The organism is Pseudomonas sp. Root329 (assembly GCF_001424925.1).
In the GTDB taxonomy this organism is placed as follows: domain Bacteria; phylum Pseudomonadota; class Gammaproteobacteria; order Pseudomonadales; family Pseudomonadaceae; genus Aquipseudomonas; species Aquipseudomonas arabinosi.
Map to the genome: position 1 here is coordinate 1 of NZ_LMCV01000023.1, position 25,881 is coordinate 25,881.

18 protein-coding genes are annotated in these 25,881 nt (G+C 60.5%); 9 read left to right on the plus strand and 9 right to left on the minus strand.

Going from position 1 to position 25,881, the window contains the following annotated elements:
- Nucleotides 1-68: 68 nt before the first annotated feature.
- From ASC74_RS17940 to ASC74_RS17950, 3 genes are all read left to right on the plus strand, one after another.
- Nucleotides 69-1,172 (plus strand): IS110 family transposase, encoded by a 1,104-nt coding sequence (locus ASC74_RS17940; protein WP_056742862.1) that lies wholly within the window; start codon nucleotides 69-71, stop codon nucleotides 1,170-1,172.
- 630 nt (nucleotides 1,173-1,802) lie between these two features.
- Nucleotides 1,803-3,833 (plus strand): methyl-accepting chemotaxis protein, encoded by a 2,031-nt coding sequence (locus ASC74_RS17945; RefSeq protein ID WP_056742865.1) that lies wholly within the window; start codon nucleotides 1,803-1,805, stop codon nucleotides 3,831-3,833.
- 116 nt (nucleotides 3,834-3,949) lie between these two features.
- Nucleotides 3,950-4,339, plus strand: coding sequence for a hypothetical protein (locus ASC74_RS17950; RefSeq protein WP_056742867.1), 390 nt, complete (start codon nucleotides 3,950-3,952; stop codon nucleotides 4,337-4,339).
- Here ASC74_RS17950 and ASC74_RS17955 read toward each other — a convergent pair whose 3' ends face one another.
- Complete coding sequence (locus ASC74_RS17955) at nucleotides 4,340-5,116, minus strand: TatD family hydrolase (protein ID WP_056742869.1); 777 nt, start codon at nucleotides 5,114-5,116, stop codon at nucleotides 4,340-4,342.
- A gap of 3 nt (nucleotides 5,117-5,119) precedes the next feature.
- Entirely contained in the window at nucleotides 5,120-6,115 is a 996-nt protein-coding gene (cra, locus tag ASC74_RS17960; protein ID WP_056742871.1) for a catabolite repressor/activator, read from the minus strand.
- Between the two features lie 301 nt (nucleotides 6,116-6,416).
- Between cra and ptsP the strand changes: the two genes are divergently transcribed.
- The 4 genes from ptsP (at nucleotide 6,417) to ASC74_RS17980 (ending at nucleotide 13,698) form a co-directional block, all read left to right on the plus strand.
- Nucleotides 6,417-9,278 carry a phosphoenolpyruvate--protein phosphotransferase gene (ptsP, locus tag ASC74_RS17965; protein WP_056742873.1) on the plus strand — a complete coding sequence of 954 codons (2,862 nt, stop codon included), beginning with the start codon at nucleotides 6,417-6,419 and terminating at the stop codon, nucleotides 9,276-9,278.
- Complete coding sequence (gene pfkB / locus ASC74_RS17970; RefSeq protein ID WP_056742875.1) at nucleotides 9,278-10,219, plus strand: 1-phosphofructokinase; 942 nt, start codon at nucleotides 9,278-9,280, stop codon at nucleotides 10,217-10,219. The genes ptsP and pfkB overlap by 1 nt, the downstream gene beginning before the upstream one ends.
- Nucleotides 10,220-10,230: 11 nt before the next feature.
- The gene (locus ASC74_RS17975; RefSeq protein ID WP_056742877.1) at nucleotides 10,231-11,970 is read left to right on the plus strand and encodes a PTS fructose-like transporter subunit IIB; all 1,740 of its coding nucleotides are present in this window, start codon (nucleotides 10,231-10,233) and stop codon (nucleotides 11,968-11,970) included.
- A gap of 186 nt (nucleotides 11,971-12,156) precedes the next feature.
- Complete coding sequence (locus ASC74_RS17980; RefSeq protein ID WP_056742879.1) at nucleotides 12,157-13,698, plus strand: alkaline phosphatase D family protein; 1,542 nt, start codon at nucleotides 12,157-12,159, stop codon at nucleotides 13,696-13,698.
- Nucleotides 13,699-13,755: 57 nt separating this feature from the next.
- Here the strand turns inward: ASC74_RS17980 and ASC74_RS17985 are convergent, their stop codons facing one another.
- On the minus strand, nucleotides 13,756-16,284 hold the full coding sequence (locus tag ASC74_RS17985; protein ID WP_056743240.1) for a PepSY domain-containing protein: 2,529 nt from the start codon (nucleotides 16,282-16,284) through the stop codon (nucleotides 13,756-13,758).
- A 259-nt stretch (nucleotides 16,285-16,543) separates the two neighbouring features.
- Complete coding sequence (locus tag ASC74_RS17990; protein WP_056742881.1) at nucleotides 16,544-18,886, minus strand: TonB-dependent receptor; 2,343 nt, start codon at nucleotides 18,884-18,886, stop codon at nucleotides 16,544-16,546.
- 206 nt (nucleotides 18,887-19,092) lie between these two features.
- Here ASC74_RS17990 and ASC74_RS17995 point away from each other — a divergent pair, with 206 nt between their 5' ends.
- Both ASC74_RS17995 and ASC74_RS18000 read left to right on the plus strand, forming a co-directional pair.
- A complete protein-coding gene (locus tag ASC74_RS17995; protein WP_056742882.1) occupies nucleotides 19,093-19,773 on the plus strand; it encodes a Fe2+-dependent dioxygenase in 681 nt (226 codons plus the stop codon).
- Nucleotides 19,770-20,537, plus strand: a complete 768-nt coding sequence (locus tag ASC74_RS18000; RefSeq protein WP_056742884.1) for a tetratricopeptide repeat protein — start codon at nucleotides 19,770-19,772, stop codon at nucleotides 20,535-20,537. Before ASC74_RS17995 ends, ASC74_RS18000 begins: the two co-directional genes overlap by 4 nt.
- Nucleotides 20,538-20,572: 35 nt before the next feature.
- On the opposite strand, the gene ASC74_RS18005 is transcribed toward ASC74_RS18000, so the two are convergent.
- The 5 genes from ASC74_RS18005 to ASC74_RS18025 form a co-directional block, all read right to left on the minus strand.
- Nucleotides 20,573-21,736 (minus strand): type III PLP-dependent enzyme, encoded by a 1,164-nt coding sequence (locus tag ASC74_RS18005; protein WP_033058084.1) that lies wholly within the window; start codon nucleotides 21,734-21,736, stop codon nucleotides 20,573-20,575.
- Nucleotides 21,737-22,204: 468 nt separating this feature from the next.
- The gene (locus ASC74_RS18010; protein ID WP_056742886.1) at nucleotides 22,205-23,362 is read right to left on the minus strand and encodes an osmoprotectant ABC transporter ATP-binding protein OsmV; all 1,158 of its coding nucleotides are present in this window, start codon (nucleotides 23,360-23,362) and stop codon (nucleotides 22,205-22,207) included.
- Nucleotides 23,359-24,012 (minus strand): ABC transporter permease, encoded by a 654-nt coding sequence (locus ASC74_RS18015; RefSeq protein ID WP_008148960.1) that lies wholly within the window; start codon nucleotides 24,010-24,012, stop codon nucleotides 23,359-23,361. The genes ASC74_RS18010 and ASC74_RS18015 overlap by 4 nt, the downstream gene beginning before the upstream one ends.
- Before the next feature lie 12 nt (nucleotides 24,013-24,024).
- The gene (locus tag ASC74_RS18020; protein ID WP_056742888.1) at nucleotides 24,025-24,918 is read right to left on the minus strand and encodes a glycine betaine ABC transporter substrate-binding protein; all 894 of its coding nucleotides are present in this window, start codon (nucleotides 24,916-24,918) and stop codon (nucleotides 24,025-24,027) included.
- Nucleotides 24,919-24,938: 20 nt separating this feature from the next.
- Complete coding sequence (locus ASC74_RS18025) at nucleotides 24,939-25,655, minus strand: ABC transporter permease (protein ID WP_008148956.1); 717 nt, start codon at nucleotides 25,653-25,655, stop codon at nucleotides 24,939-24,941.
- Between the last annotated feature and the right edge of the window lie 226 nt (nucleotides 25,656-25,881).

Consider the following 25,881-nt stretch of genomic DNA (forward strand, 5'->3'; position numbering starts at 1 on the left):
CGCCCACGCCGAGGCGTCAATGCGCCACGGTGGCAGTCTAAACAGCCAACGACAGCGAGGGCGAGTCCATGAAAAAGCATACTTCGATTGATCAATCCTTGTCTTCTGCCGWTTTATCGGCCTGCACTACCGTGGCGGTCGACCTGGCCAAGCATGTTTTCCAGCTCGCCGGCGAAGACGCCCTCGGCAAGGTGCATTATGAGCAGCGGATCAAGTCGCGCGAGGCGTTCTACGAGTTTCTCCGCCAGCTGCCGCCTCATGTCGTGGTCCTGATGGAGACCGGCCCGGGCGCTCAAGCTTGGGCCCGGCAGCTGCAGGATCAAGGCAACCTGGCGCGGATCCTTCCTGCCGGTCTGGTGGCCAAGCATCGCAGCGGCCCTAAAAATGATCGTAACGATGCGCTGGCAATCCTGCGTGCCGGTCGCGACGAAAAGATCTGCGCGGTGCCGGTCAAGAGTGTCGCAGCGCTGGCCATGCAGGCACTGCATCGCGCTCGYCAAGGTTACGTGCGTCGCCGCACCGCCGTGAGTAATCAGATACGCGGCCTGCTGCTTGAGCACGGGATTGCGCTGGCACAGGGCGACGTCGCGATCAGCCAGAGAATCCCGCGGATATTGGAGGATGCCACTCAGCCGGTGCCTGCCCTGTTGCGCGAGCTGATCGACGAACTGTTGGCCGAGTGGCGCCATTTGGGCGAGCGCATCAACGTCCTGACGGGACGCCTGGAAGTGGCCGCGAACGCCGACAAGACAGCCAAACGRTTGATGACTGTGCGCGGTATCGGCCCAATCACCGCTACGGCGCTGGTGGCCAAGGAAACCAAGCCTGAGCGTTTTCCCAATGCTCGCATGTTCGCCGCGTACTTCGGCATGGTCCCTGATCAGCACAGCAGCGGGAAGACGATTCAACTGGGGGACATGACCAAGCGAGGCGATAGCTATTTGCGCAGCCTGATGATCCAGGGTGCCCACGCGGTATTGCAGCAGTTGCGACCTGATTCCCAACAGCCCGACGACCGCCGTTTGTTGCGCTGGATGAGTCGATTGGGCCGCAAGGACGCAGCGGTCAGGTTGGCCAATCGCAACCTGCGCATCGTCTGGGTGCTTTTACAGAATGACCAGACTTATCGTCGCCAGCCCGCCGACGGCCAGCAAGCGACGATGAGCCACTGATCCACCGAGTTCTGCCACCGAGGTACCTRCTGACCAACCTGTTGCTGAAAAAACATTGACCCCTGGTAAGACCGGCGTGGATTGATGCCTAAGCTGCTAGTGGCCTTCGAGGCCTGACTGTAATCGGCATGCCACGAGCTCTTCCAATTTTGGCCAGAAGCCGACGACGGCTTCCKCGGACAGGCCTAATACATAGATGCAACGGGGCGGCAGTTTTTTTAAAAGCGGGTAGACAGTGGGGGCGAGTCCATACATAGCAGCTGGCGAAGCCTNGGCTTCCTCGGACAGGCCTAATACATAGATGCAACGGGGCGGCAGTTTTTTTAAAAGCGGGTAGACAGTGGGGGCGAGTCCATACATAGCAGCTGGCGCAGCCTGCGTCCGGCTGTGCAGCAGTCGCCAACTCAGACACCGCGGTTTGGCTAACTCACCGCGTGATCAGGATTTACGACTGCTGCGCAGCCGAACGCAGCCTTCGGCAGCTGCTACAAGTCCGCGTCCCCCCGCCGTTAACCTTAAGTTACAAAACCTCCCGCCGATTTGAGCTATACAGAGACAGCGCCGAATAGTGGCTATCTGCTGTCGACCCGCGCCTGCCAATAAAAATAAGAAATCAAAGGGAGACTTCCAGTGAAGAGCTTGCTCTATCCCGCCGTCGCGCTGATGAACCGCCTGAGCTTTGGCATGAAGTTCAGCCTGATCAGCGTGCTGTTCCTTGTGCCGATGCTGGTGACCAACTTCTATCTGGTGCGTGATTCTTATCGAGAGTTCCAGGGCACCCGGGTCGAACTGCAAAGCCTCGACCTGCTGGGCAGCAGCCTGACGTTACGGCGCGATCTGGAAACCCTGAACAACCTGGTGCAGATCAACGTCACCCTCGGTCAGTCCGGCAAGGCCGGTAATGTCGAGTCGCAGATCAGTACTCTGGGGCAAAATGTGCTGACCCGTTTGCAAGGGCTGACGGCTATGACCGCTGACCCCGAGCAAATCATGGTTTTCGATGGCAAACGCGATGAAATGATCGCCGCATTCAAGGCTCAGCAAGCGGAAAACTCCCTGCAAAGCAAAAGCGCGATGATTGGCAAGTTGCTCGGCAACGCGCAAATTTTCAGCCAGATCATCGCCAGTCAGGCCGGCCTCAGCCGCGATACCCAGAGCGACATGCGCCAGCTGAGCGAACTCATTACCAATGTCACCCCGCCCGTGACCCAGCTTCTGGGCGAAGGCCGGGCGATGGGCTCTTTTTCGCTGGGGCAGGGCTTTCTCAACTCGGCATCGAGTACCCGTTTTGATGAGTTGCTGGCGCAGATCGAAAAACTGCACGCCGAATATGCCCTGAAGTTGCAGGACGCGATGGGCTCCAGCAAAGCGGCACGGGAAACCCTGGCCGCTCAGGCCGATAGCAGCAAGGCGTCGTTGAAAAAGGCCAGTGAACTGTTCGAAGAGCAGGTAGTGATGGCCGACACGCTCGATGCACCGTGGCAGGGCTTTTACGATCAGGTCACGGGCCTGATGGACCAGACCTACCAACTCAACGAAGCCACCCTGAAGTTTCTCGGCACCCAGCTGCAACAGCGACTGGAGCAGAACCGCACCCACATGGTCTTGCAGGCCGTGGCGCTGTCGGTGGTGTTCGTGTTGATTTTTTACCTTTACGGCGGCTTCTACGCCTCGACCCGCACCACCCTCAAGCGTCTTGGCGCGGTGATGGACAAGGTCGCGGCCGGCGACATGACGGTGACCTTCAGCGCCAACAGCCGCGATGAACTGGGCGAGTTGGGCGAGGTGTTCAACGGCACCGTGAAGAAAATCCATGACCTGATCGAGCGGGTCGGCCAGACCGTCAGTGAGGTCGAGCGCCAGGCCGGGCAGGTGGAGAACGTTTCCGCCCAGAGCAACCAGGCGGTGGCGGGGCAGCGCACGCAGATCGAGCAGGTCGCCACGGCCATGAACCAGATGTCGGCCACCTCACTTGAGGTGGCGCGCAGTGCCGCCGCGGCGGTCAGCAGCGCCCATAGCGTCAACGACGAGACCATCAGCGGTCGCGGGCTGGTGGAATCCCAGCAGGGCAGCATCGCTGCACTGGCCAGTGAGATCGATCAGTCGGTGCTGGTGATCAATCAACTGGCCAGCGACAGCCAGTCCATCAGCCGCGTGCTGGAGGTGATCAAGAGCATCGCCGAACAGACCAACCTCCTGGCGCTCAACGCGGCCATCGAAGCCGCTCGGGCCGGTGAGCAGGGCCGTGGTTTTGCGGTGGTGGCGGACGAGGTCCGGACACTGGCCAAGCGCACCCAGCAATCGACCGAGGAAATCGAGCAGATGATCGCCAAGCTGCACAGCGGTGTCGGCGCTGCGGTGAAGGCGATGGGGACCAGTCATCAGATGGCCAACGGCACGGTGGGGCAGTCGGAAAAGGTTCAGCAAGCGCTGGAAAACATACTCGGTGCCGTCGGCATGATCGTCGATCAGAACCAGCAGATCGCCGCCGCGGTAGAGCAGCAGACCGCCGTGGCCCATGACATCGACCAGAATATTGTCGAAATCAACCGCGCCGGTGAGCGTACTGCCGAAGGTGCACACCAGACCGAGGATGCCAGCCGTGCGTTGTCGGCTCAGGTGGTGGAGCTCAAGCAACTGATCAGCGCGTTCCGGGTCTGAAAAACACCCCGACTCCTACAGTTTGAACGGGAGGGCAATTTTTCCTCCGCCGTCTGGTTTTTGGTCTTTAATGAAGGAAGATCAATCACTTGGACCCGCCCTGAGGAGGCTCGGTTATGTCTGCGGTAACGATTGGAATCCAGGGTCATTGCGCTCATTGCGGGAGCACGCTCCTGCTCAAACCCTGGCAACTCAATGCAATTGCCATCAATGAAGCGTTCACGTGTTCCCACTGCCAGAAAGCTTTACAACTGAACGATCCGAAACAGATCAAGCGCTTCAAGTCGCTCGACTCCCTGGCATTGCTGCGGGCGAGCACGTTGATCATGGTGTGCACCGCGTTGCTGGTGGCGTTGGTGTTGGAGTGGATCGGGATGTTCAGCGTCGTGGAGCAGCTGAATTTTTCGCTGTTGGCGATTTTCGTCTATTTCGCCGTCATGCGGTTTGCCCGGCACCGGCAACACATGACACTGACGCTGGAAGCCGCGAAAGCCCACTCCGACTGATTACCAGTTGAACAGCTCACAAGCGTTGGCAGTGCTGGCGGCGGCCAATTGCTTGGGGCTGATCACCATGATCCCGGCCAGTGCCGAGCAGATGGCCGGCAGATGCGCCGGGCTGTTGCGTTGGCCGGGGAACATGGCAGGCGCCATGTCCGGCGAATCGGTTTCCAGTACCACCGATTCAAGCGGCAACTCGGCCAGTACACGGTGCATGCGCAGGGCCTGAGGCCAGGTCGCGGCACCGCCCAGGCCCAATTTGAAACCGAGCTTAATGTATTCGCGGGCTTCTTCTTTGCTGCCGGCAAAGGCATGAATGATCCCCGCGCGTTTCAAGCGAAACCGTTTAAGCGTGGCAATCACCGCCGCGTGGCTGCGTCGCACATGAATCAGCGCGGGAAGATTGAAGTCCGCCGCCAGTTGCAGTTGCGCGTCGAACAACGCCTGTTGGCGTTCACGGTCCAGGGTTTCGATAAAGTAATCCAGACCGATCTCGCCCACCGCGCACAACTGTCGATGGCCGGCTAACCGAGTCAGCCAGTCACCGAGTTCGGTCAGGTCTTCGGGACGATGATCATCCAGATACACCGGATGCAAACCGAACGCCGCATACAGGTCGGGATCGCTTTGCACCAGATCCCAGACGCGCTGCCAATTTCCCTGATAAACCCCCAGCACCACCATCCGCCGCACCCCGAGGGCGCGGCTCTCGGCCAACAACGCCGTGCGATCCTCGTCGAAGTCCGGGAAATCCAGATGAGTGTGGCTGTCGATCAGCTCCACGGTTCAGTCCTGGCGAATACGCTGCTTGAAGGTCCGCGCGATGGCCTGCACGCCGGGTCGGTAATCCGATTGCTCGATGGCGGCCAGGGCCAGTTCCAGCGCTTTGTCGGCGATAAGCTGATGCTGTTGGGCCATGGCGTTGACCGGCAGCGGCAGGAAATCCAGCAGCTGCGTGTCGCCGAATGTGCCGAGGCGCAGCGGGCGGGTTTTGAGCGGGAAGTCGTGCAAGGCATCGAATACGCCCTGAAGCAGCACGTAGGAAGTTGTCACCAGCGCATCCGGCAAATGGCCCAGACGCTGTAGCAGTTCTTCCATCAACTGTTTGCCGCACTCACGGCTGAACGATTCGCCGTGTTCGATCAGCACCTCGCCTTTGAACCCGTCCAACGCTTCTTTGAAACCGCCCGCCCGCTCCTGGCTGATGCTCAGTTCGGGGCGTGCGCCGATCAGTGCGATCTGCTTGGGCAGCGGGTCCAGTAGACTGCGGGTCAGTTGCAGGCTGGCCTCGCGGTCATCGCTGATCACCGAACAGAAATGCTCAGGCTCCATGACCCGGTCGATCGCGATGATCGGAATGCCCTTGGCCTGCAATTGGCGATAGCTGTCATCGCCGGCCGGCAGGCAACTGGCAACGATCAACGCATCGCAACGCCGGGCCCGGAACAGCTTCAGCAATTGCCGTTCGCTGTCCGGCGCATCGTCGGAACTGGCGATCAGCAGCTGATAGCCGCGAGCCCGGGCGCCTTGTTCCAGCAGTTTGGCGATTCGCGCGTAACTGGGGTTTTCCAGGTCCGGCAGAATGAAACCCAAGGTGCGGGTATGCCGACTGCGCAGCCCGGCAGCCTGGGGATTGGGCGTAAAGCCATGTTGTTCGACGACCGCGCGCACGCGCTCGACGGTGGCACTGCTGATACGTTGTTGTTCTGCCTTGCCATTGATGACATAGCTGGCGGTGGTAACGGACACACCGGCCAACTGGGCGATATCACTGAGTTTCAACCCGGGTTTTCCTTGTTTTTTCGAGCTTGCCTCGACATTTTCGCCAATCCTACCCGATTAAGGCAGACGACCATCGTCGCGACGCATCCGACAATTGGACTTCAAGGATGAGACATTATCGAGTAACGTGCCAATCATTCTAGATTAAACGTTTCAGCAAGCGTATTTTCTACGTTATGGGCTCCTTTTCCGGTTCTGCCGCGAAACCGCCAAAACTGCCCCTGAAAAGGTGTGTCTAAGAGCCTAAGCTGAATCATTCAAAACAATACCTGGTGTCACAAGACGCCAAAAAGGAGAAAGCATGCTCGAGCTCACCATAGAGCAGATATCCATGGGCCAGTCGGCTGTGGATAAGTCCGCAGCGCTGCACCTGCTGGCCCAGCATCTGGTCACCGATGGATTGGTCGCCGAGGGTTATCTCGCCGGTTTGCAGGCGCGCGAAGCCCAGGGCTCGACCTTTCTCGGTCAAGGTATTGCCATCCCCCACGGTACGCCGGAAACCCGCGATCTGGTGTTTTCCACCGGCGTGCGGCTGATGCAGTTTCCTGAAGGCGTGGATTGGGGCGACGGTCAGATCGTCTACCTGGCGATTGGTATTGCGGCCAAATCCGACGAACACCTGCGTTTGTTGCAACTGCTGACCCGTGCCCTCGGCGAAACCGACCTGGGCCAGGCGCTGCGTCGCGCCAGTTCCGCCGAAGCCCTGCTGAAACTGCTGCAAGGCGCGCCGCAAGAACTGGCGCTGGATGCGCAGATGATCGGCCTCGGTGTGTCCGCCGATGACTTTGAAGAGCTGGTCTGGCGCGGTGCACGCTTGCTGCGTCAGGCAGACTGCGTGAGCAACGGTTTCTCGGCCGTGTTGCAACAAGTTGATGCGCTGCCACTGGGCGATGGCCTTTGGTGGTTGCACAGCGAACAAACGGTCAAGCGTCCGGGCCTGGCCTTCGTCACGCCGGACAAACCCATGCGCTACCTCGGCCAGCCGCTCAGCGGTCTGTTCTGCCTGGCCAGCCTAGGTGAGGCCCATCAGGCCCTGCTCGAACGCCTGTGTGCGTTGCTGATCGAAGGTCGCGGCCACGAATTGGGTCGCGCCACCAGCAGCCGTAAAGTCCTCGAAGTCTTGGGCGGTGAGCTGCCGGCCGATTGGCCCAGCGCTCGCATCGCCCTGGCCAACGCCCACGGCTTGCACGCACGTCCGGCGAAGATCCTCGCGCAACTGGCGAAAAGTTTTGAAGGTGAAATCCGCGTACGCATCGTCGATGGCCAGGACAGCGCGGTGTCGGTGAAGAGCTTGAGCAAACTGCTCAGCCTCGGCGCCCGTCGCGGTCAGGTGCTGGAATTTGTCGCCGAACCGAGCATCGCCGCCGATGCCTTGCCAGCTTTGCTGGCCGCCATCGAAGAAGGCCTCGGTGAAGAAGTCGAGCCGCTGCCGGCTGTGAGTCAACAACGCGAAGTGATCGCCGATGTGGCCGAGGTAATCCTCGCGCCAGCGTCCGGCAGTCTGGTTCAGGCCATCGCCGCCGCACCGGGCATCGCCATCGGCCCGGCGCACATACAAGTGCTGCAAACCATTGAATACCCGCTGCGCGGTGAGTCTGCCGCCATCGAACGCGAGCGTCTCCAACAGGCGTTGGCGGACGTGCGTCGCGACATCGAAGGCTTGATCGAACGCAGCAAGTCCAAGGCCATCCGCGAAATTTTCATCACCCACCAGGAAATGCTCGACGACCCGGAATTGACCGATGAAGTCGACACCCGTCTCAAGCAGGGCGAAAGCGCCGAAGCGGCTTGGATGGCGGTGATTGAAGCGGCGGCCAAACAACAGGAATCGCTGCAGGACGCCTTGCTCGCCGAACGCGCCGCCGACTTGCGTGATATCGGCCGTCGAGTGCTGGCGCAACTGAGTGGCGTCGAAACCCCGAGCGAGCCTGAACAGCCGTACATTCTGGTGATGGATGAAGTCGGTCCGTCCGACGTCGCCCGCCTTGATCCGGCGCGCGTTGCCGGCATCCTCACCGCCCGAGGCGGCGCCACCGCGCACAGTGCGATCGTCGCCCGAGCCCTCGGTATTCCGGCGCTGGTCGGCGCCGGTCCGGCCGTGTTGCTGCTGGCGCCGGGCACGCCGTTGCTGATTGATGGTCAGCGCGGCCGCCTGCACGTGGACGCCGACGCGGCGACCTTGCAACGCGCCACCGAAGAGCGCGACACCCGCGAGCAACGTCTGAAAGCGGCCGCCGAACAACGCCATCAACCGGCACTGACCACTGACGGCCATGCGGTCGAAGTGTTCGCCAACATCGGCGAAAGCGCCGGCGTGACCAGCGCGGTGGAGCAGGGCGCCGAAGGCATTGGCCTGTTGCGCACCGAACTGATTTTCATGGCCCACTCGCAAGCGCCGGACGAGGCGACTCAGGAAGTCGAATACCGTCGCGTCCTCGATGGTCTGGCCGGTCGGCCGCTGGTGGTGCGCACCCTCGACGTTGGCGGTGACAAACCGCTGCCGTATTGGCCGATCGCCAAAGAGGAAAACCCGTTTCTCGGCGTGCGCGGTATTCGCCTGACCCTGCAACGTCCGCACATCATGGAAGCGCAATTGCGCGCGTTGCTGCGTGCGGCGGACAACCGTCCGCTGCGGATCATGTTTCCCATGGTCGGCAGCGTCGACGAGTGGCGCCAGGCGCGGGACATGACCGAACGTCTGCGTCTGGAAATTCCGGTTGCCGACCTGCAATTGGGGATCATGATTGAAGTGCCGTCGGCTGCATTGTTGGCGCCGGTGCTGGCCAAAGAGGTCGACTTCTTCAGCGTCGGCACCAATGACCTGACCCAATACACCTTGGCCATCGACCGTGGTCATCCAACCTTGTCGGCCCAGGCCGACGGCTTGCACCCGGCGGTGCTGCAACTGATCGACATCACCGTGCGTGCGGCGCATGCCAACGGCAAGTGGGTCGGCGTGTGCGGCGAGTTGGCGGCCGATCCGCTGGCAGTGCCGGTGCTGGTCGGTCTGGGTGTGGATGAGCTCAGTGTGTCGGGTCGCAGCATTGCCGAGGTCAAGGCGCGGGTTCGCGAACTCAGCCTGGCGCAGACCAAAATTCTTGCCCAACAGGCCTTGGCCGTGGGCAGCGCAAATGAAGTACGCGCATTAGTGGAGGCCCTGTAATGGCCAAGATCCTGACACTGACCCTCAACCCGGCGCTGGACCTCACCGTCCAGTTGCCGTTACTTGCCCCCGGCCAAGTCAATCGTAGCGACGAGATGCACACCCATGCCGCCGGTAAAGGCGTGAACGTGGCACAAGTGCTGGCGGACCTCGGGCATCAGCTCACGGTCAGCGGTTTCCTCGGGGAAGACAACCTTCAAGCGTTTGAAACCCTGTTCGCCAAACGCGGTTTTGTCGACGCGTTCATCCGTGTCCCGGGTGAGACGCGCAGCAACATCAAACTGGCGGAAAGCGATGGGCGCATCACCGACATCAACGGTCCCGGACCCTTGGTGAGTGAAGCCGCGCAGCAGGCATTGCTTGATCGACTTGATCAGATTGCACCCGGTCATGACGCGGTCGTCGTTGCCGGCAGCCTGCCCCAAGGCATCAGTCCGCAGTGGCTGCAGGCGTTGATTGTTCGCTTGAAAAATCTCGGTTTGAACGTGGCGCTGGACACCAGCGGGGAAGCCTTGCGGGGGGCGCTCAAGGCCGGCCCGTGGCTGATCAAACCCAACACCGAAGAGCTGGCCGACGCGCTGGGTTGTGAGGTGGTTTCGGTGGCTGCGCAAGCGCAAGCCGCGAGCCGCTTGCATGCTCAAGGCATCGAGCACGTGGTGATCTCCGACGGCGCCGATGGTGTGAACTGGTTCAGTGTCGGCTCGGCGATGCATGCCACGCCGCCCAAGGTCAGTGTCGTCAGCACCGTGGGCGCAGGCGATTCGTTACTGGCCGGCATGCTCCACGGTCTGCTCAGCGCCGACACGCCTGAACAGACCTTGCGCACCGCCACGGCGATTGCCGCGATGGCGGTCACCCAGATCGGTTTCGGTATCGGCGACGCCACGCAGTTGGCGCGGCTCGAACAGGGTGTGCGCATGCGCACCCTGACAGAACAATAAGAGGGTTTGTCATGAAGTTAGCCATTGTTACGGCCTGCCCGAACGGCATGGTCACCAGTGTGCTGTGCGCCCGTTTGCTTGATGCGGCGGCCCAGCGTCAGGGCTGGAGCACCAGTGTCGAAGTCAACGATGCCGCGCACCCGGAACGTCAACTATCGGCGGCCACGATCGAGGCCGCCGAATGGGTGTTGCTGGTGACCAGCGCGCCGGTGGATATGTCGCGATTCGTCGGCAAGCGGGTGTTCCAAAGCACTCCGGCGCAAGCCCTGCAAGATGTTGAAGCGGTGCTGCGTCGCGGTGCTGAAGAGGCTCAGGTTTACGTCGCCCCCGAAGCCGTGGCCGAGCCTGCCGCCCTCGTGAAAAACGCCCCGCGCCTGGTCGCGATTACCGCGTGCCCGACCGGCGTCGCTCACACTTTCATGGCCGCCGAAGCCTTGCAGCAAGCGGCCAAGCGTCTGGGTTACGACCTGCAAGTGGAAACCCAGGGCTCGGTCGGTGCGCGCAATCCGCTGAGTGCCGCAGCCATTGCCGATGCGGATGTAGTGCTGCTGGCCTGCGATATCGAAGTCGCCACCGAGCGTTTCGCCGGCAAGAAGATTTACCGTTGCGGCACCGGCATCGCCCTCAAACAAGCCGAGGCGACGCTGAATAAAGCGTTGGCCGAAGGCACGCAGGAAACCGCTTCGAGCGGCGCCAAAGGCCCGGCCAAGCAAGAGAAAACCGGCGTCTACAAACACCTGCTGACCGGCGTGTCGTTCATGCTGCCGATGGTGGTGGCGGGTGGGTTGATGATCGCCTTGTCGTTCGTGTTCGGCATCACTGCGTTCAAGGAACCGGGCACATTGGCGGCGGCGCTGATGCAGATCGGCGGCGAGACCGCGTTCAAGCTGATGGTGCCGCTGCTGGCGGGTTACATCGCCTACTCGATCGCCGACCGTCCGGGCCTGGCGCCGGGGATGATTGGTGGTTTGCTGGCAAGTACCCTGGGCGCCGGTTTTATCGGCGGGATCGTTGCCGGTTTCATCGCCGGTTACGCGGCGCAGGCGATCAACCGTTATGCGCGCTTGCCACAAAGTCTTGAGGCGCTGAAACCGATCCTGATCATCCCGTTGCTGGCGAGTTTGTTCACCGGTCTGGTGATGATCTACGTGGTCGGCAAACCGGTGGCCGGGATGCTCGAAGCCCTCACGCATTTCCTCGACAGCATGGGCACCACCAACGCGATTCTGCTCGGTGTGTTGCTGGGCGGGATGATGTGCGTCGACCTTGGCGGGCCGATCAACAAAGCCGCGTATGCGTTCTCGGTAGGGCTGCTGGCGTCGCAAAGTTATGCACCGATGGCCGCGACCATGGCGGCCGGCATGGTGCCGCCGATTGGGCTGGGCATCGCTACGTTTATCGCTCGGCGCAAGTTTGCCCAGACCGAACGCGAGGCCGGTAAAGCGGCGTTGGTATTGGGGCTGTGCTTTATCTCCGAAGGCGCGATTCCGTTTGCCGCGAAAGACCCGCTGCGGGTGATCCCGGCGAGCATTGCCGGTGGTGCGCTGACCGGTGCGTTGTCGATGTATTTCGGCTGCAAACTGATGGCGCCGCACGGCGGGTTGTTCGTGCTGGCGATCCCGAATGCGATCAACCATGCGCTGTTGTACCTGCTGGCGATTGTGGCGGGGAGTTTGTTGACGGCGGTGGTTTATGCGGTGGTCAAGCGACCGGAAGCGGTCGAGCTGGCACTGGAACCCGCCAACGCCTGACACCCCACCGCACTGCTGTAGGAGTGAGCCTGCTCGCGATGGCTGCTTAACATTCAATAGATAAGTTGACTGTTACACCGTTATCGTCGGAACGCCGCCCGGAGCCGGCTCACTCCCACAGGGTAGGGCGGTGTCACACCGGTTTCATGGGCATGTGCTTAAGTTTTCCTTTTCAGGGAGAACACCATGAGCGAATTCGACCTCGGTCGCCGTCGTGTCATACAAGCCGTCGGCGCCGGGCTGTTGTTGCCAGGCCTGGCGCCGGCGGTCATTGCCTCGGTCAAGGATCGTCCGCAACTCACCGATGGCGTGCAGTCCGGCGACGTGCTGGGCGACCGGGCGATGATCTGGAGTCGTTGTGATCGTCCGGCGCGAATGGTGGTGGAGTGGGACACCCGCAGCCTGTTCAGCAACCCTCGTCGTTTTGTCTCGCCATTGGCCGATTCCAATACCGATTTCACTGCCCGCGTCGAACTCACTGGCCTGCCCGCCGACCAGGCGATTTTCTACCGCGTGCACTTCGAAGACGCCCAGAGCGGCGTCGCCAGCGAGCCCTGGTTCGGCCACCTGCGCAGCGTGCCGCAAACCCGTCGCGACATCCGTTTCGTCTGGAGCGGCGACACCGCTGGCCAGGGCTTCGGCATCAACCCGGACATCGGCGGCATGCGCATCTACGAAGCCATGCGTTTGCGCCTGCCAGACTTCTTTATCCACAGCGGCGACACCATCTACGCCGACGGTCCCATACCTGCGCAGCTCACCACAGAGGGCGGCCGCGTGTGGCGAAACATCACCACTGAAGCCAAGAGCAAAGTCGCCGAAACCCTCGACGACTATCGCGGCAATTACCGCTACAACCTGATGGACGAAAACATCCGCCGCTTCAACGCCGAGGTCCCGCAGATCTGGCAGTGGGACGATCATGAAGTGGTCAACAACTGGTCGCCGGGCAAGCAGTTGGATGATCGCTACAAGAGCAAAGATATCCACAGCCTGGTCGGCCGCGCGCGTCAGGCCTGGCTCGAATACGCACCGATGCGGTTGCAGAGCGCCGATGGCGGCGGGCGGATTTATCGCAAGCTCGGTTACGGTCCATTGCTCGATGTGTTCGTGCTCGATATGCGCAGCTACCGCGGGGCCAATGACGACAACCTGGGGGCCGCTAAACCGTTCCTCGGACGTGAACAGCTGGACTGGCTCAAACGTGAGTTGAAGGCTTCCAATGCCCAGTGGAAAGTCATCGCTGCTGATATGCCGATTGGCCTTGGGGTATCGGATGGTGAAGTCAGCCCCGGTGTGGCGCGTTGGGAAGCCGTGGCCAACGGTGATCCGGGACCGGCCCAGGGGCGTGAACTGGAAATTGCCGAATTGTTGGGTTTTCTGCGGGCGCAGCAGGTGCGCAATTTTGTCTGGCTGACGGCGGATGTGCATTACTGCGCAGCGCACCATTACCACCCGGACCGTGCGGCGTTTCAGGATTTCGAACCGTTCTGGGAGTTTGTCGCCGGACCTTTGAATGCGGGGAGCTTCGGGCCTGATTCGCTGGATAAGACCTTTGGTCCCGAGGTGGTGTTCGAGAAAGCACCACCGGCACAGAACACCTCACCGTTTGCCGGGTTTCAGTTTTTTGGTGAGGTGAACATTGATGGGCAGACGGGGGAGATGAGTGTGGTGTTGCGGGATCTGGATGGGGTTGGGGTGTTTGAACAGCGGTTACAACCGGTCTGAGATATCAGCACATGATCGTTCCCACGCAGAGCGTGGGAACGATCAGACACAGGAGGGTCAGTAGACGTCGCGGCGATACCGGCCTTGCTCGATCAGGCGGTCAACCTCTGCAATCCCGAGCACTTCGTTCAGCACGTGATCCACGCCTGAAGCCATCCCTTGCAAGCTGCCGCAGATGTAAATGACCGCACCCTCGGCCAGCCATTTTTTCAGCTCGTCCGCCGACTCGCGCAGTTGATCCTGCACGTAGATCTTCTCGGCCTGATCCCGCGAGAACGCCAGGTCCAGCCGCTCAAGATCCCCCGAAATCAACCATTCTTCCAGCTCATCGCGACACAGATAGTCATGCTCGCGATTGCGTTCGCCGAACAACAGCCAATGACGTTGCTGCCCATCGGCGATCCGCGCCTTGAGCAAGCTGCGCAGCCCGGCCAGGCCGGTGCCGTTGCCCAGCAGGATCATCGGTGCCGGTTCGACCGGCAGGTGGAAACCGCTGTTTCGTCGTACGCGCAGGCTGATGGTGCCGCCCACCGGGGCGTGTTCGGTCAGCCAGCCGGAGCCGACGCCCAGGCTGCCGTCGGGATGCAGTTCCTGGCGCACGATCAGTTCGAGGATGCCATCGGCGGCGATCGAGGCGATGGAGTATTCGCGCATGGCCAGGGGCACCAGCGCATCCACCAGCGCCTGGGCATGCAGGCCGACTAGGTGAGTTCTGTTTTCCGGCAGTTGTCGACTGGCGAGGGCTTGCTCCAGCGGTTGTGACAGGCCACCGAGCGCAACCGTGGCGCGACCGTCAATGCCCAGGCCATCGAGGAAGTGTTCGATCGCCCACGGACAATTGCGCGGCAACACTTCCACCAGGTCACCGGCCAGCCAACTGCTGGTGCTGGGGGCGGTGAGGCCGAGCAGGTAAACGCCCGAACCGCTGCTGTCAGGGTTGAGCAACTCACGGCGGGTCAGGTTCCAGTTGTCGTAGCTTGGCGCTTGCCAGGTGTCCACGGGCGCCTGTCCGGTCAGCAGACCCAGTTGCTGCTGCCAGTGACGCAAGGCGTAAGGGTCGCCGCTGTCGACCTCCACCGGGGCGAACAGGGTCTTGCCGCCGTGCTCGCCCAGCCACGTGTGCAAGCGTCGAGCGAAGCCGCAGAAGTGCTGATACTGTCGATCGCCAAGCCCAAGCACGGCGTAGTTCAGGCTTTCCAGGCTCAACGTCCGGCCCAGCACTTTGCGCTCAAACCCCCGGGCGCTGTCCGGCGCTTCACCGTCGCCGAAGGTGCTGACCACGAACAACGCATTGCTGGAATCACGCAAGTCTTGCTCGCTGACGTCCGCCAGCGGCTGAACCTTCACCGGCAGGCCCGCAGCCTGCAATTGCCCGGCGGTCTGCCATGCCAGTTGCTCGGCAAAGCCGCTCTGGCTGGCGAAGCCGATCAGCCATGCCGGTGCGTCATTGTCCGGTTGTGCAAGGTCTTTGCGGGCATCCTTGATCTGCTTTTTCTTGCGTCGACGATCGAGGTACAACAACCAGCCGGTGACGAAAAACAGCGGCATCGTCAGCGCGCTGATCGTCAGGATGATCCGCCCGATGATTCCGAAGTAGCTGCCGACGTGCAGCGCGTAAATGCTGGTCAGCAGTTGCGCCTTGAGGCTCTTGTCGCTGTAGCGATCATGGCGCTTGACGACGCCGGTGGCCGGATCCAGCGAGATCTGGTTCAACGCGCTGTCGTGAGGTGAGGTGTTCAACAGGTAGAACACGGTGGCCGGCTGCCCGGCCACGGGCGGCATGCGGATGTTGTAGGCACTCAGTGCCGGACCGGCAGCGCTGTAGATGCTGCTCCACATCGCAGCATAGTCGGCGGTGGGGGCCGGGCCGCTTGGCGCAGGACCGCGACCGCCGCGAACGCGCTCGTTCTGCGGTGAGTCGGAAAGCAATCGGGTCAGGCCCTTGTTGTACCACTCATAGGACCAGGACAACCCGGTGAGCGCTGCCAGGAGGTAAAACACCAGGCACCAGGTGCCGGCCACCGAGTGCAAATCCCAGTTGAAGCTGCGGCCTTTTTTCTTCCAGTCGAGGGTCAGCCAGGCGCGCCAGCTTTTCCATTGGCGCGGCCAGCGCAGGTAAAGACCGGACAGGCAGAAGAACACCAGAATCAGCGTACAGGCACCGGTGATCTGCCGACCGCTATCGCCCATGGCGAGGAAGCGGTGCAGTTGCAGCATCAGGCCGAAGAAATCCTGGCCGGTGGCGTCGCCCATGAACTCGGCGGTGTACGGGTCGAAGTAGCGCATCTGCCCACGGCGCTCGCCCGGTGGCGGAGTAAAGTTCACGCGCGCGGCGTTACCACTGTCGGTCTCGACCCAGAGCATCGAGACTTTCTTGCCCGAGGCGCCTTCGATTTTTTCCACCAGTTCAGCGGGCGGCAGGACGCCGGCGACCTGCTTCTCGACCTGCAACACAGAAGGGTTCAGCGCGCGCAGGATTTCATCCTGAAACGATACCGTCGCCCCGGTGATGCCCATCAGGGCCAGGACCAGTCCGGCGCTGATGCCGAAAAACCAGTGCAACTGGAACAGGGTTTTCTTCAACACGTCGCTCGCCTTGTTCGTTCGAAAATAATGATCACGGCGCGCATTATGCCGTGGGTTGTCGAGAAACATTCTTTTTTACGCACAAAAGCCCCGTTCACCTGGATGAACGGGGCCAGTCCCTGATTTCAGTCTTCACCCGCTATCCCTTGTGGGAGCGGGCTTGCTCGCGAAAGCGGTGTGTCAGGTGGCATTGATGGCGACTGACACTCCGTCTTCGCGAGCAAGCCCGCTCCCACAGGGATTGCGGTGTGACAGGCAATCAGAAGTGGAAGTTGGTGCTCAGCAATGCTGTACGCCCCGCCGCCTGGTTGGCGAAGTGGGTCGAGAAAGCTTTGTCGTAGTAGGTTTCATCGGTCAGGTTCTGCACGTTCAGTTGCAGGTCGACGTTTTTGCTCAGCTTGTACGCGGCCATTGCGTCGTAACGAACGTAGGAATCAACCATGGTGGTGTTGGCCACGCTGCCGAAGACATCATCGACATAAAACGCACCGCCACCGATGGTCAGCTTCGGCGTGACCTGATAAGTCGTCCACAAGCTGGCACTGTTTTTCGGTGTGTTAGGCAGCTCGTTGCCTTCGGTGGCGCGGTTCAGCGGGCCGCCATCGACCTGCTCGCTGTCCATGTAGGCGTAACCGGCGAACACTTGCCATTTGTCGGTGATCTTGCCGCTGGCCGACAGTTCGATACCTTGAACGCGGGTTTTGCCGGCGTTTTCATAGCCGGTGGTGTCGACTTGAACGCGAGCGTTTTCTTTCTCGGTGCGGAAGATGTCGGCGGTCAACGACAGGCGATCGTTCAGCAGGTCCCACTTGGTACCGATTTCGTAGTTCTTGGTGGTTTCCGGCTCCATGTCGCTTTTGAGCACATCTTTGTTGCGGTCAACCGTGCCACCCAGCGGGTTGCCGTCCATGCCTTCGCCGAGGGTGGCGCCTGGTGGAGTGGCAGAAGTTGCGTAGGACGCATAAATGCTGCCGTTTTCGGCCGGCTTGTAGACCACACCGAATTGACCGGTGACGAATTCGCTGGTGTCTTTGCCTTTTGCAGGTACGCCTTTGTTTACGACCGTCGCCCCTGCGCTGTCAAAGGTGCGGTATTGGGTGTCGAAATGGTCGTAACGCAGGCCCATGTTCACCAGCCATTGCTCGGACAACTCCAGTGTGTCGAACACATACAGCGCATAGGTGTTGGCTTTGGTGTCGGTGCCAGCGTAGTTACGCGAGATTGCACCGTTCCATGGGTCGTTCGGGTTCGGGTTGGACAGCGAGGTACAGTTGTAACCGCTCGGTGCGCCAATCATCGCCGGTGTGCAGTTGGTGCTTGCAGGAGGAGCGGTCGTTCTCGGGGTGGTGTCGGTGTCGACGTTGTACGAGGACTTTTCGCTTTCCTCGTGGCTCAACTCGATACCGGTAGAGAAGCTGTTTTTGAATCCGGCGATGTAGACGTCGCCAAACAGATCGGTCTGGTTAGTGGTGGTTTCGGTATTGCTGACCCGGGTGTTGGCCCGACGCCAGACGCTGCCGTTGTTGACGTTGCCCTTGCTGTCGTCCGGCTGGGTCAGGATGTAGTCCTGCATGCTGGTGCCGTGGCGCAGGGTGTTCTTGACGGTCAGCGCGTCGTTCAGGTCGTGCTCGATGGCGATGGTTGCGGTGTCGGTGCGGCCCTTGCGGAAGTCGCGGCCGTCGAGACCGTAGAAGTTGCTGCTGTCGCCGCCATCGTTCGGTTTGTCCGGATTGGCTTTGGTACGGGCAGCTGCCAGCCCGGTCGGGATGGAGTATGGAATGCCGGAATCTGGCGTGTCGTTGCTTTCCAGGTGGTAGTAGTCGAGGTTGACGCGAGTGTCGGTGCCCAGGCCGAAGGCCAGCGACGGTGCGATGCCCCAGCGATCGTAATCGACGGTGTCACGGCCGGCGACGTTGCTTTCGTGGCTCATCAGGTTCAGACGGCCAGCGGCGGTGTCGGTGAACTGATAGTTGCCATCCATGGTGTAACGCTGGGTCTGGTCGGAACCCCAGGTGAAACCGCCATCGAGCGAATTGCCAAGGTGCGCCTTTTTGCTCACCAGGTTGATGCTGCCACCGGCAGCGCCACGGCCGCCCATGGCCGAGTTCGGGCCTTTGCTGACTTCGATCGACTCAACGGCGAAGATCTCGCGGCTCTGCGAACCGGTATCGCGCACGCCGTCCAGATACGTATCGCCCTGGGCATCGAAGCCGCGAATGAATGGGCGGTCGCCTTGCGGGTTGCCGCCTTCACCGGCACCGAAGGTGATGCCTGGAACAGTGCGCAGCGCGTCCTGCATGTTGAGGGCGCCAGTGTCCTTGAGCACTTGTTGCGGGATGACGGTGATCGAACGCGGCGTGTCCACAAGCGGCGCGGTGTACTTGGGCGAGGAGGCTTTTTCGACGTGGTAGGAAGTCTCGTCCTGGGCTTCGCCGTTGATAGCGGTAGCGCCCAGGGAAATCACGTTGCTCGGTGCTTTTTCCTCGGTCTGTTCAGCCGCGAAAGCCATATGGCCCGCAGAGCTGGCAGTGAGCGCCACGCCAATTGCAGATGCGAGCAAACGCGGTGAACTGGCCGGTAATTGTAGTTGTTGGCGTGACATGAGAATTCCCCTCCCCAAGGATTTGAGGCCGCGGAATATAGGGTAAACAGGTATTTGTATCAATTGCGAAACGTTACTATTCGCGACAAATTTACATTCTTTACAATTTGCCCTTACGGTTTTTGCTGTCTCGTTCGTCACAGGGGTTTTACACAGGCAATAAGAATCAATACCATTGCCGCCTCTTTGTCCTCAGGTGTCATCCCATGCTGCTGCACATTCCCGGCGTGTTCGCGAAAGAAGAAGTGCAGCGCATCCGCGAGGCTCTGGAGCAGGCAGATTGGGCCGACGGCAAAATCACTGCCGGCTACCAGTCGGCCAAAGCCAAGCACAATCTGCAGCTGCCGGAAGGTCATCCGCTGGCCAAGGAAGTCGGCGCGGCGATGCTGGAACGGTTGTGGAAAAATCCGCTGTTCATGTCAGCCGCGTTGCCGCACAAGGTTTTCCCTCCGTTGCTGAACTGTTACACGGCTGGTGGCAGTTTCGACTTTCACATCGACAACGCCGTGCGCCAGCCCAAGGGCAGCATCGAGCGGGTGCGCACCGATTTGTCGGCCACTCTGTTCTTCAGCGAACCGGACGACTACGACGGCGGCGAACTGGAAATCCAGGACACCTTCGGCACCCAACGGGTGAAGTTGCCGGCCGGCGACATGGTTTTGTACCCCGGTACCAGCCTGCACAAGGTCAGCGTCGTGACGCGCGGCACTCGCTACGCCTCGTTCTTCTGGACCCAAAGCCTGGTCCGCGAAGACAGCCAGCGCGCCTTGTTGTTCGAGATGGACGGGGCGATCCAGCAGCTGACCCAGGACATGCCCGATCACCCTTCGCTGATTCGCCTCACCGGCACCTATCACAACCTGTTGCGTCGCTGGGTCGAGGTATGAGTTATCAACTGCGCCGTGAGGAAATCCTCGACGGTGATCAGCTCAAAGCCATGCTCATCGAAAGCCCGGCGCGCGCGGCACAGGCGATTCTCATCGCCGCCCGCGAAGGTGTACTCGATGCTCAGGCGTTGCTCGGGCAGATTCTGCTGGATGGGCAGGGCATCGAGCAGGATCAGCCGCTGGCCTTGCGCTGGTTCGCGATAGCCACTCAGGGTGGGCACTTGATGGCGCGGAACATGCTCGGTCGTTGTCATGAGCATGGCTGGGGTTGTATTGCCGATGCGTCAGTTGCCGCCAAGCATTATCGCGTTGCAGCTGAAAGTGGTCTGGATTGGGCGATGTACAACTACGCAAATCTGCTGGCCACCGGGCGCGGCGTGATCGAGGATCAGTTGCAAGCACTTAACCTGTATCGCCAGGCGGCTGAGCTGGGTCATGCGAAGTCGATGAACCTGCTGGGGCGTTATCTGGAAGACGGGCGGGTGTGTTCGGCAGATCCGCAAGCTGCGCGTGACTGGTATCGACGCTCAGCGCTCGGCGGGGATTTTCGAGGGCAGTTCAGTTATGCCGCTGTGCTGGCGGATGAAGGCAATATCGACGAGGCGCTGGGTTGGTTGCACAAAGCACTGGCCGGGGGGAATCTGAATTTCCTGCGGGTGGCGACTCAGACGTTATCGACGTCGACCGATCCAAGGATTCATGGGCTGGCCAGCGAGTATCAACAGCGTGCTCGGGAGCTGACTCAGATACAAAAAAGCCCATGACACGTCATGGGCTTTTTCATTTCTACGCGTAGCGCTTACACGTAAAACGACTTCAGCGGCGGGAAGCCATTGAACTCAACGGCGCTGTAGCTGGTGGTATACGCACCGGTCGACAACCAGTACAAGCGATCACCAATCGCCAGGTTCAGCGGCAGGCCGTACTTGTAGTTTTCGTACATGATGTCGGCGCTGTCGCAGGTCGGACCGGCGATGACCACTTCTTCCATCTCGCCTTTCTTCTCGGTCCAGATCGGGAACTTGATGGCTTCGTCCATGGTTTCGATCAGGCCGGAGAACTTGCCCACATCCGTGTACACCCATCGCTCTACGGCGGTACGGGATTTACGCGCCACCAACACCACTTCGCTGACCAGGATGCCGGCGTTGGCGATCAGTGAACGGCCCGGTTCCAGGATGATTTCCGGCAGCTCGTCGCCGAAGTCTTCCTTGAGGAAGCGGATGATTTCTTCAGCGTAGGTTTCCAGGCTGTTGGTGCGGGTGATGTAGTTGGCCGGGAAGCCGCCGCCCATGTTGATCAGCTTCAGGTGAATGCCGTCTTCTTCTTTCAGGCGTTCGAAGATCACTTTGACCTTGGCGATCGCCGCGTCCCAGACGCTGATGTCGCGTTGTTGCGAGCCGACGTGGAACGAGATGCCGTACGGCACCAGGCCCAGGTCGCGAGCGAGGATCAGCAGGTCCATGGCCATGTCGGTCTGGCAGCCGAATTTGCGCGACAGAGGCCAGTCAGCGGTGGTCGAGCCTTCGGTGAGGATGCGCACATAGACTTTCGAACCCGGTGCAGCCTTGGCGATGTTGCGCAGGTCGGCTTCGGAGTCGGTGGCATACAGACGCACGCCCTTCTCGTAGAAGTAGCGAATGTCTTTGGATTTCTTGATGGTGTTGCCGTAGCTGATGCGATCCGGGCCGACGCCCTGGTTCATCACTTTGTCGAGCTCGTAGATCGAAGCGATGTCGAAGTTCGAACCTTTCTCTTTGAGCAGGTCGATGATTTCGACGGCCGGGTTGGCCTTGACCGCGTAGTAGACCTTGGCGAATTCGAAACCGGCGCGCAGGTCGTCATAGGCCTGGCTGATCATCGCGGTGTCGATCACCACGAACGGGGTTTCTTGTTTGTCGGCGAAGGCCTTCATTTTGTTGAAGGTATCGCGCGCGAAATAGTCTTCGACGTTGATCGACATGCTGGGAACTCCTACTGGCAAACTGAAATTAACAATGGGTGCAAATGAACGTCCTCCGTATCCCCACTTTGGTTCGCCTACTTCCCAAGGCATGTCGCCGAAAGCAAAAAGGCCATGGGAAGCGGTGCTTTCCCTTGGCCTTGCTGTCTCGTCGTCAGTACTTGAGCCGGATGGATCGTTTCCAGCATGGACGTTCGGCGCGAACTTTAGGGCGTGAGGGGCTTGAGATCAACAAAAAATGTCGCGTTTTTACACACATCCGTCGTGCGGTCCTGGGCAACTACTGATGTAACCGACCTGCATGACAGTGTGATGTTCCCGTAGGAGGGATACTTGAGGTGGTTCAGCGGGATTTGTGGTGCCCCATTCGCGAGCAAGCCCGCTCCCACATTGGATCTGCGACATTCCACTATTTTGTGGCTGAACACGGACCAATGTGGGAGCGGGCTTGCTCGCGAAGGCGTCAGATCAGGCGACTGCAGTTTCAGCCGGCGAAACAATGCTGGTCTTGCCGCCACGGGACTTGCCGGAGCTCAAATACTCGGCAATCGATTCCTGTGTCACTTCCCCCAGGAACACCCGCTCCGCATCCATCACCGGCAACCACGAGCGGTTGAATTCGTACATGCGCGACAGCAGGATGCGCAAATGCTCGTCGTACACCGCGGTGGCGTTGAACTCGCGCAGGTATTGCGCGCACGTGCCGGTCTGACGGTGCAGGTCGCGACGTCGTACGTAGCCCAGTGCTTTATTGTCGGCGCAAGTGACCACCACGTAGCGACGGTCCAGTTCGTCCATCAACTCCAGGGCTTCAGCCACGGGCGTTTCCGGGCTCACCGACGGCGCGTTGTCCGCTGCGTCTTCGGCTTTCACCAGCAACAGTCGCTTGAGGGTGCTGTCCTGGCCGACGAAGTTACTGACAAAGTCATCCGCCGGGTGCGCCAGCAGCGTGTCCGGGTGATCGATCTGCAGCAGTTTGCCGGCGCGGAAGATTGCGATCTTGTCGCCCAGCTTGATGGCTTCATCGATGTCGTGGCTGACCATGATCACGGTCTTGTTCAGCGCGCGCTGCATTTCGAAGAACTCGTTCTGAATCATCTCGCGGTTGATCGGGTCGACCGCGCCAAACGGTTCGTCCATCAGCAACAACGGCGCATCCGCCGCCAGCGCACGAATCACGCCGATCCGTTGCTGTTGTCCACCGGACAATTCACGCGGGTAGCGAGTCAGATACTGCTTGGGCTCAAGCTTGATCATGCTCATCAACTCGCGAGCGCGGTCGTGGCATTTCTGTTTGTCCCAGCCCAGCAGGCGCGGAACGATGGTGATGTTTTCCTCGATGGTCATGTTCGGGAACAGACCGATCTGCTGGATCACATAACCGATGTTGCGGCGCAGGGTCACGGCGTCGAGGTCGGTGGTGTCTTCGCCGTTGATCAGGATCTTGCCGGAAGTCGGCTTGATCAGGCGATTGATCATTTTCAGCGTGGTGCTTTTGCCGCAGCCCGATGGCCCGAGGAACACACAGATCTCGCCTTCATTGACGGTCAGGCTTACCGAGTCCACGGCTTTCACATCTTTGCCGTTGCTTTGGAAGGTCTTGCTGAGGTTTTGAAGTTCGATCATTTCAGGAGTCCTTTTGGAGTCAGCGTGCGTTGCAGCCATTGCAGAAGCAGGTCGGCGAAGATGGCCAGGAGACTGACCAGCACGGCGCCGACGATCAGCATCGACATGTCGCTGCGGCTGATGGAAGCGAGAATGAGTACACCGAGGCCACCGGCGCCGATGGTCGCGGCGATGGTCATCACACCAATGTTCATGACCACGGCGGTGCGCACACCGGCGAGGATCACTGGCACCGCGATCGGCAGTTCGACCATGCGCAGGCGCTGGCCGAAGGTCATGCCGATGCCGCGGGCGGCTTCACGAATACCGGGGTCTACGCCGGTCAGGGCGAGGTAGGTGTTACGCATGATCGGCAGCAGCGAGTACAAAAACACCGCAGTGATCGCCGGCATCGGGCCCAGGCCCTGGCCGAATTTGGAGTAGAACGGCAGCAGCAGGCCGAACAGCGCAATCGACGGCACGGTCAGCAGCACCGTGGCGCTGGCTTGCAACGGGCCGGCGAGGGTCGGGAAGCGCGTCATCAGGATGCCGAGCGGCACGCCGACCAGAATCGCCAGGGTCACAGCAATGCCGACCAGGGTGATGTGCTGCCCGGTCAGTTGCAGGACCAGCGGCCAGTCGAGATGGGAAAAGGCGTTCAGAAATTCCATGTCTTTTCCTCCTTATTTGATGGGGTGCTGGCGCAGGAAATCGGCGGCAACGGATGAAGGGCTTTCGTGATCGACATCGACCCGCGCGTTGAGCTGGCGCATGGTGACGTCGTCGAACAGTTCGGCCAGCGGCTTGAGTTCTTCCGCGAGTTTCGGGTGAGCGTCGAGGTAGGCCTGACGCACCACTGGTGCGGCGGTGTAGTCCGGGAAGTAGTGCTTGTCGTCTTCCAGCAGTTTCAGCTTGAAGGCGTTCAAACGACCATCCGTGGTGTAGACCAGACCGGCAAACACCTGGCCATTACGCAGGGCGGTGTAGACCAAACCAGCATCCATCTGCCTGATGTTTTTGCGGGTCAGGTTCATGCCGTAGAGATCGACCATGCCTTCCAGACCGTCGGAGCGGTTGGCGAACTCGGTATCCAGCGCCACCAGGTGGTTGGTCTTCGCCTCAGCCTGCAGCACCGTGTTCAGCTCGCTGATGGTGTTGATCTGCGGATACGCCTTCGCGGTGTTTTCCGGCAGGGCCAGGGCGTAGGTGTTGCTGAACTTCGATGGGGTGAGCCAGATCAGGCCTTTTTTCGCGTCGAGTTCTTTCACCTTGGCGTAGGACTGAGCGCTGTCGAGCTTGTCGGTGATGTGGTTGTAAGCCACCAGCGACACGCCGGTGTATTCCCACATCAAATCCAGCTGACCACTTTCGTGGGCGCTTCGGGCCAGGGTGCTGCCCAGACCGCCGGTCACCTGGGTGTCGTAACCCTTGGTGTTCAGGTATTGGGAAGTGATTTCCGCCAGCAGGGTTTGTTCGGTGAACACCCGGGCGCCGATGCGGATCACCGGTTTTTCAGCGGCTTGGGCAAATCCTGCGAACAGCAGAACGCAGCCTGTTAAAAAGCTTAATGTCTTCATAAAAATTCCTTTGCCGAGGCTTAAGACGGGCGCAAGCCGCGTTCGAGCCAGAGGCGGCTGGCGAGTGTCACCAGACCGTCGAGCAGCAAGGCCAGCAGGGCGGTGCAGGCCGCGCCGAGCAGCAGTTGCGGCTGATTGTTCAGGGCGATGCCGGGGAAAATCAGGCTGCCCAGACTGTTGGCGCCAATCAGGAACGCCAGCGGTGCGGTACCGACGTTGATCGCCAGCGCCACACGCACGCCACCGATGATGATCGGCACGGCGTTCGGCAGTTCTACCCGCCACAGCACCTGAGTCGGTGTCATGCCGATGCCGACGGCCGCTTCCTTGAGCGAACCCTGAACGTTTTTCAGGCCTTCATAGGTGTTGCGCACGATCGGCAGCAGCGAGGCGAGGAACAGGGCGAAAATCGCGGGGCCGCTGCCGATGCCGAGGATACCCAGGGCGATGGCCAGTACGGCAAGAGGCGGCACGGTGTTGCCGATGTTGAAGATCTGCATGAAGCGTTCAGCGCGGCCCACCATGGTCGGGCGGCTGAGAAAGATACCGGCGGGTATGCCCACAACGAGGGCGGCCAGCATGGAAGCGAGGACGAGAATCAAATGGGCTTGCAGGTAAAACAACAAATCGTCGCGGTAATGTTCGATCGTGTTGATGCCAATCCAGTGGACCAGCAGGGCCAGAAGGGCGACGACAACCGCACCTCCTATCAGCCCTTTGCCATAGCGAATAGCCACAGGCAGACTCCTTTTCTTTGTCGGCGAACGCAGTCCCGAGTGGCAATGCCATTCCTGGCTGCCGGGATTATCAACGTTCGCGAGAAGCAGCTCTTCATGCTGATGAAACCGCATGAGATCGAGCCATAAGCGCAGCCTCGTCAGGCCAACTTGCTGATTTTTCAGCCCCTGGTACGAGTGCCGTAACAGGGGAGTGGACGTCTGCACCTTTTAAAAGGTTCCATAA

Excerpts from the sequence above, each read along its gene's own strand:
- ASC74_RS17980 (WP_056742879.1), top strand. The coding sequence starts at position 12,157 with ATGAGCGAATTCGACCTCGGTCGCCGTCGTGTCATACAAGCCGTCGGC.
- ASC74_RS18010 (WP_056742886.1), bottom strand. The coding sequence starts at position 23,362 with ATGATCGAACTTCAAAACCTCAGCAAGACCTTCCAAAGCAACGGCAAA.
- ASC74_RS18020 (WP_056742888.1), bottom strand. The coding sequence starts at position 24,918 with ATGAAGACATTAAGCTTTTTAACAGGCTGCGTTCTGCTGTTCGCAGGA.
- ASC74_RS18005 (WP_033058084.1), bottom strand. The coding sequence starts at position 21,736 with ATGTCGATCAACGTCGAAGACTATTTCGCGCGCGATACCTTCAACAAA.
- ASC74_RS18015 (WP_008148960.1), bottom strand. The coding sequence starts at position 24,012 with ATGGAATTTCTGAACGCCTTTTCCCATCTCGACTGGCCGCTGGTCCTG.
- ASC74_RS17950 (WP_056742867.1), top strand. The coding sequence starts at position 3,950 with ATGTCTGCGGTAACGATTGGAATCCAGGGTCATTGCGCTCATTGCGGG.
- ASC74_RS18000 (WP_056742884.1), top strand. The coding sequence starts at position 19,770 with ATGAGTTATCAACTGCGCCGTGAGGAAATCCTCGACGGTGATCAGCTC.
- pfkB (WP_056742875.1), top strand. The coding sequence starts at position 9,278 with ATGGCCAAGATCCTGACACTGACCCTCAACCCGGCGCTGGACCTCACC.
- ASC74_RS17995 (WP_056742882.1), top strand. The coding sequence starts at position 19,093 with ATGCTGCTGCACATTCCCGGCGTGTTCGCGAAAGAAGAAGTGCAGCGC.
- ASC74_RS17975 (WP_056742877.1), top strand. The coding sequence starts at position 10,231 with ATGAAGTTAGCCATTGTTACGGCCTGCCCGAACGGCATGGTCACCAGT.
- ptsP (WP_056742873.1), top strand. The coding sequence starts at position 6,417 with ATGCTCGAGCTCACCATAGAGCAGATATCCATGGGCCAGTCGGCTGTG.
- ASC74_RS17990 (WP_056742881.1), bottom strand. The coding sequence starts at position 18,886 with ATGTCACGCCAACAACTACAATTACCGGCCAGTTCACCGCGTTTGCTC.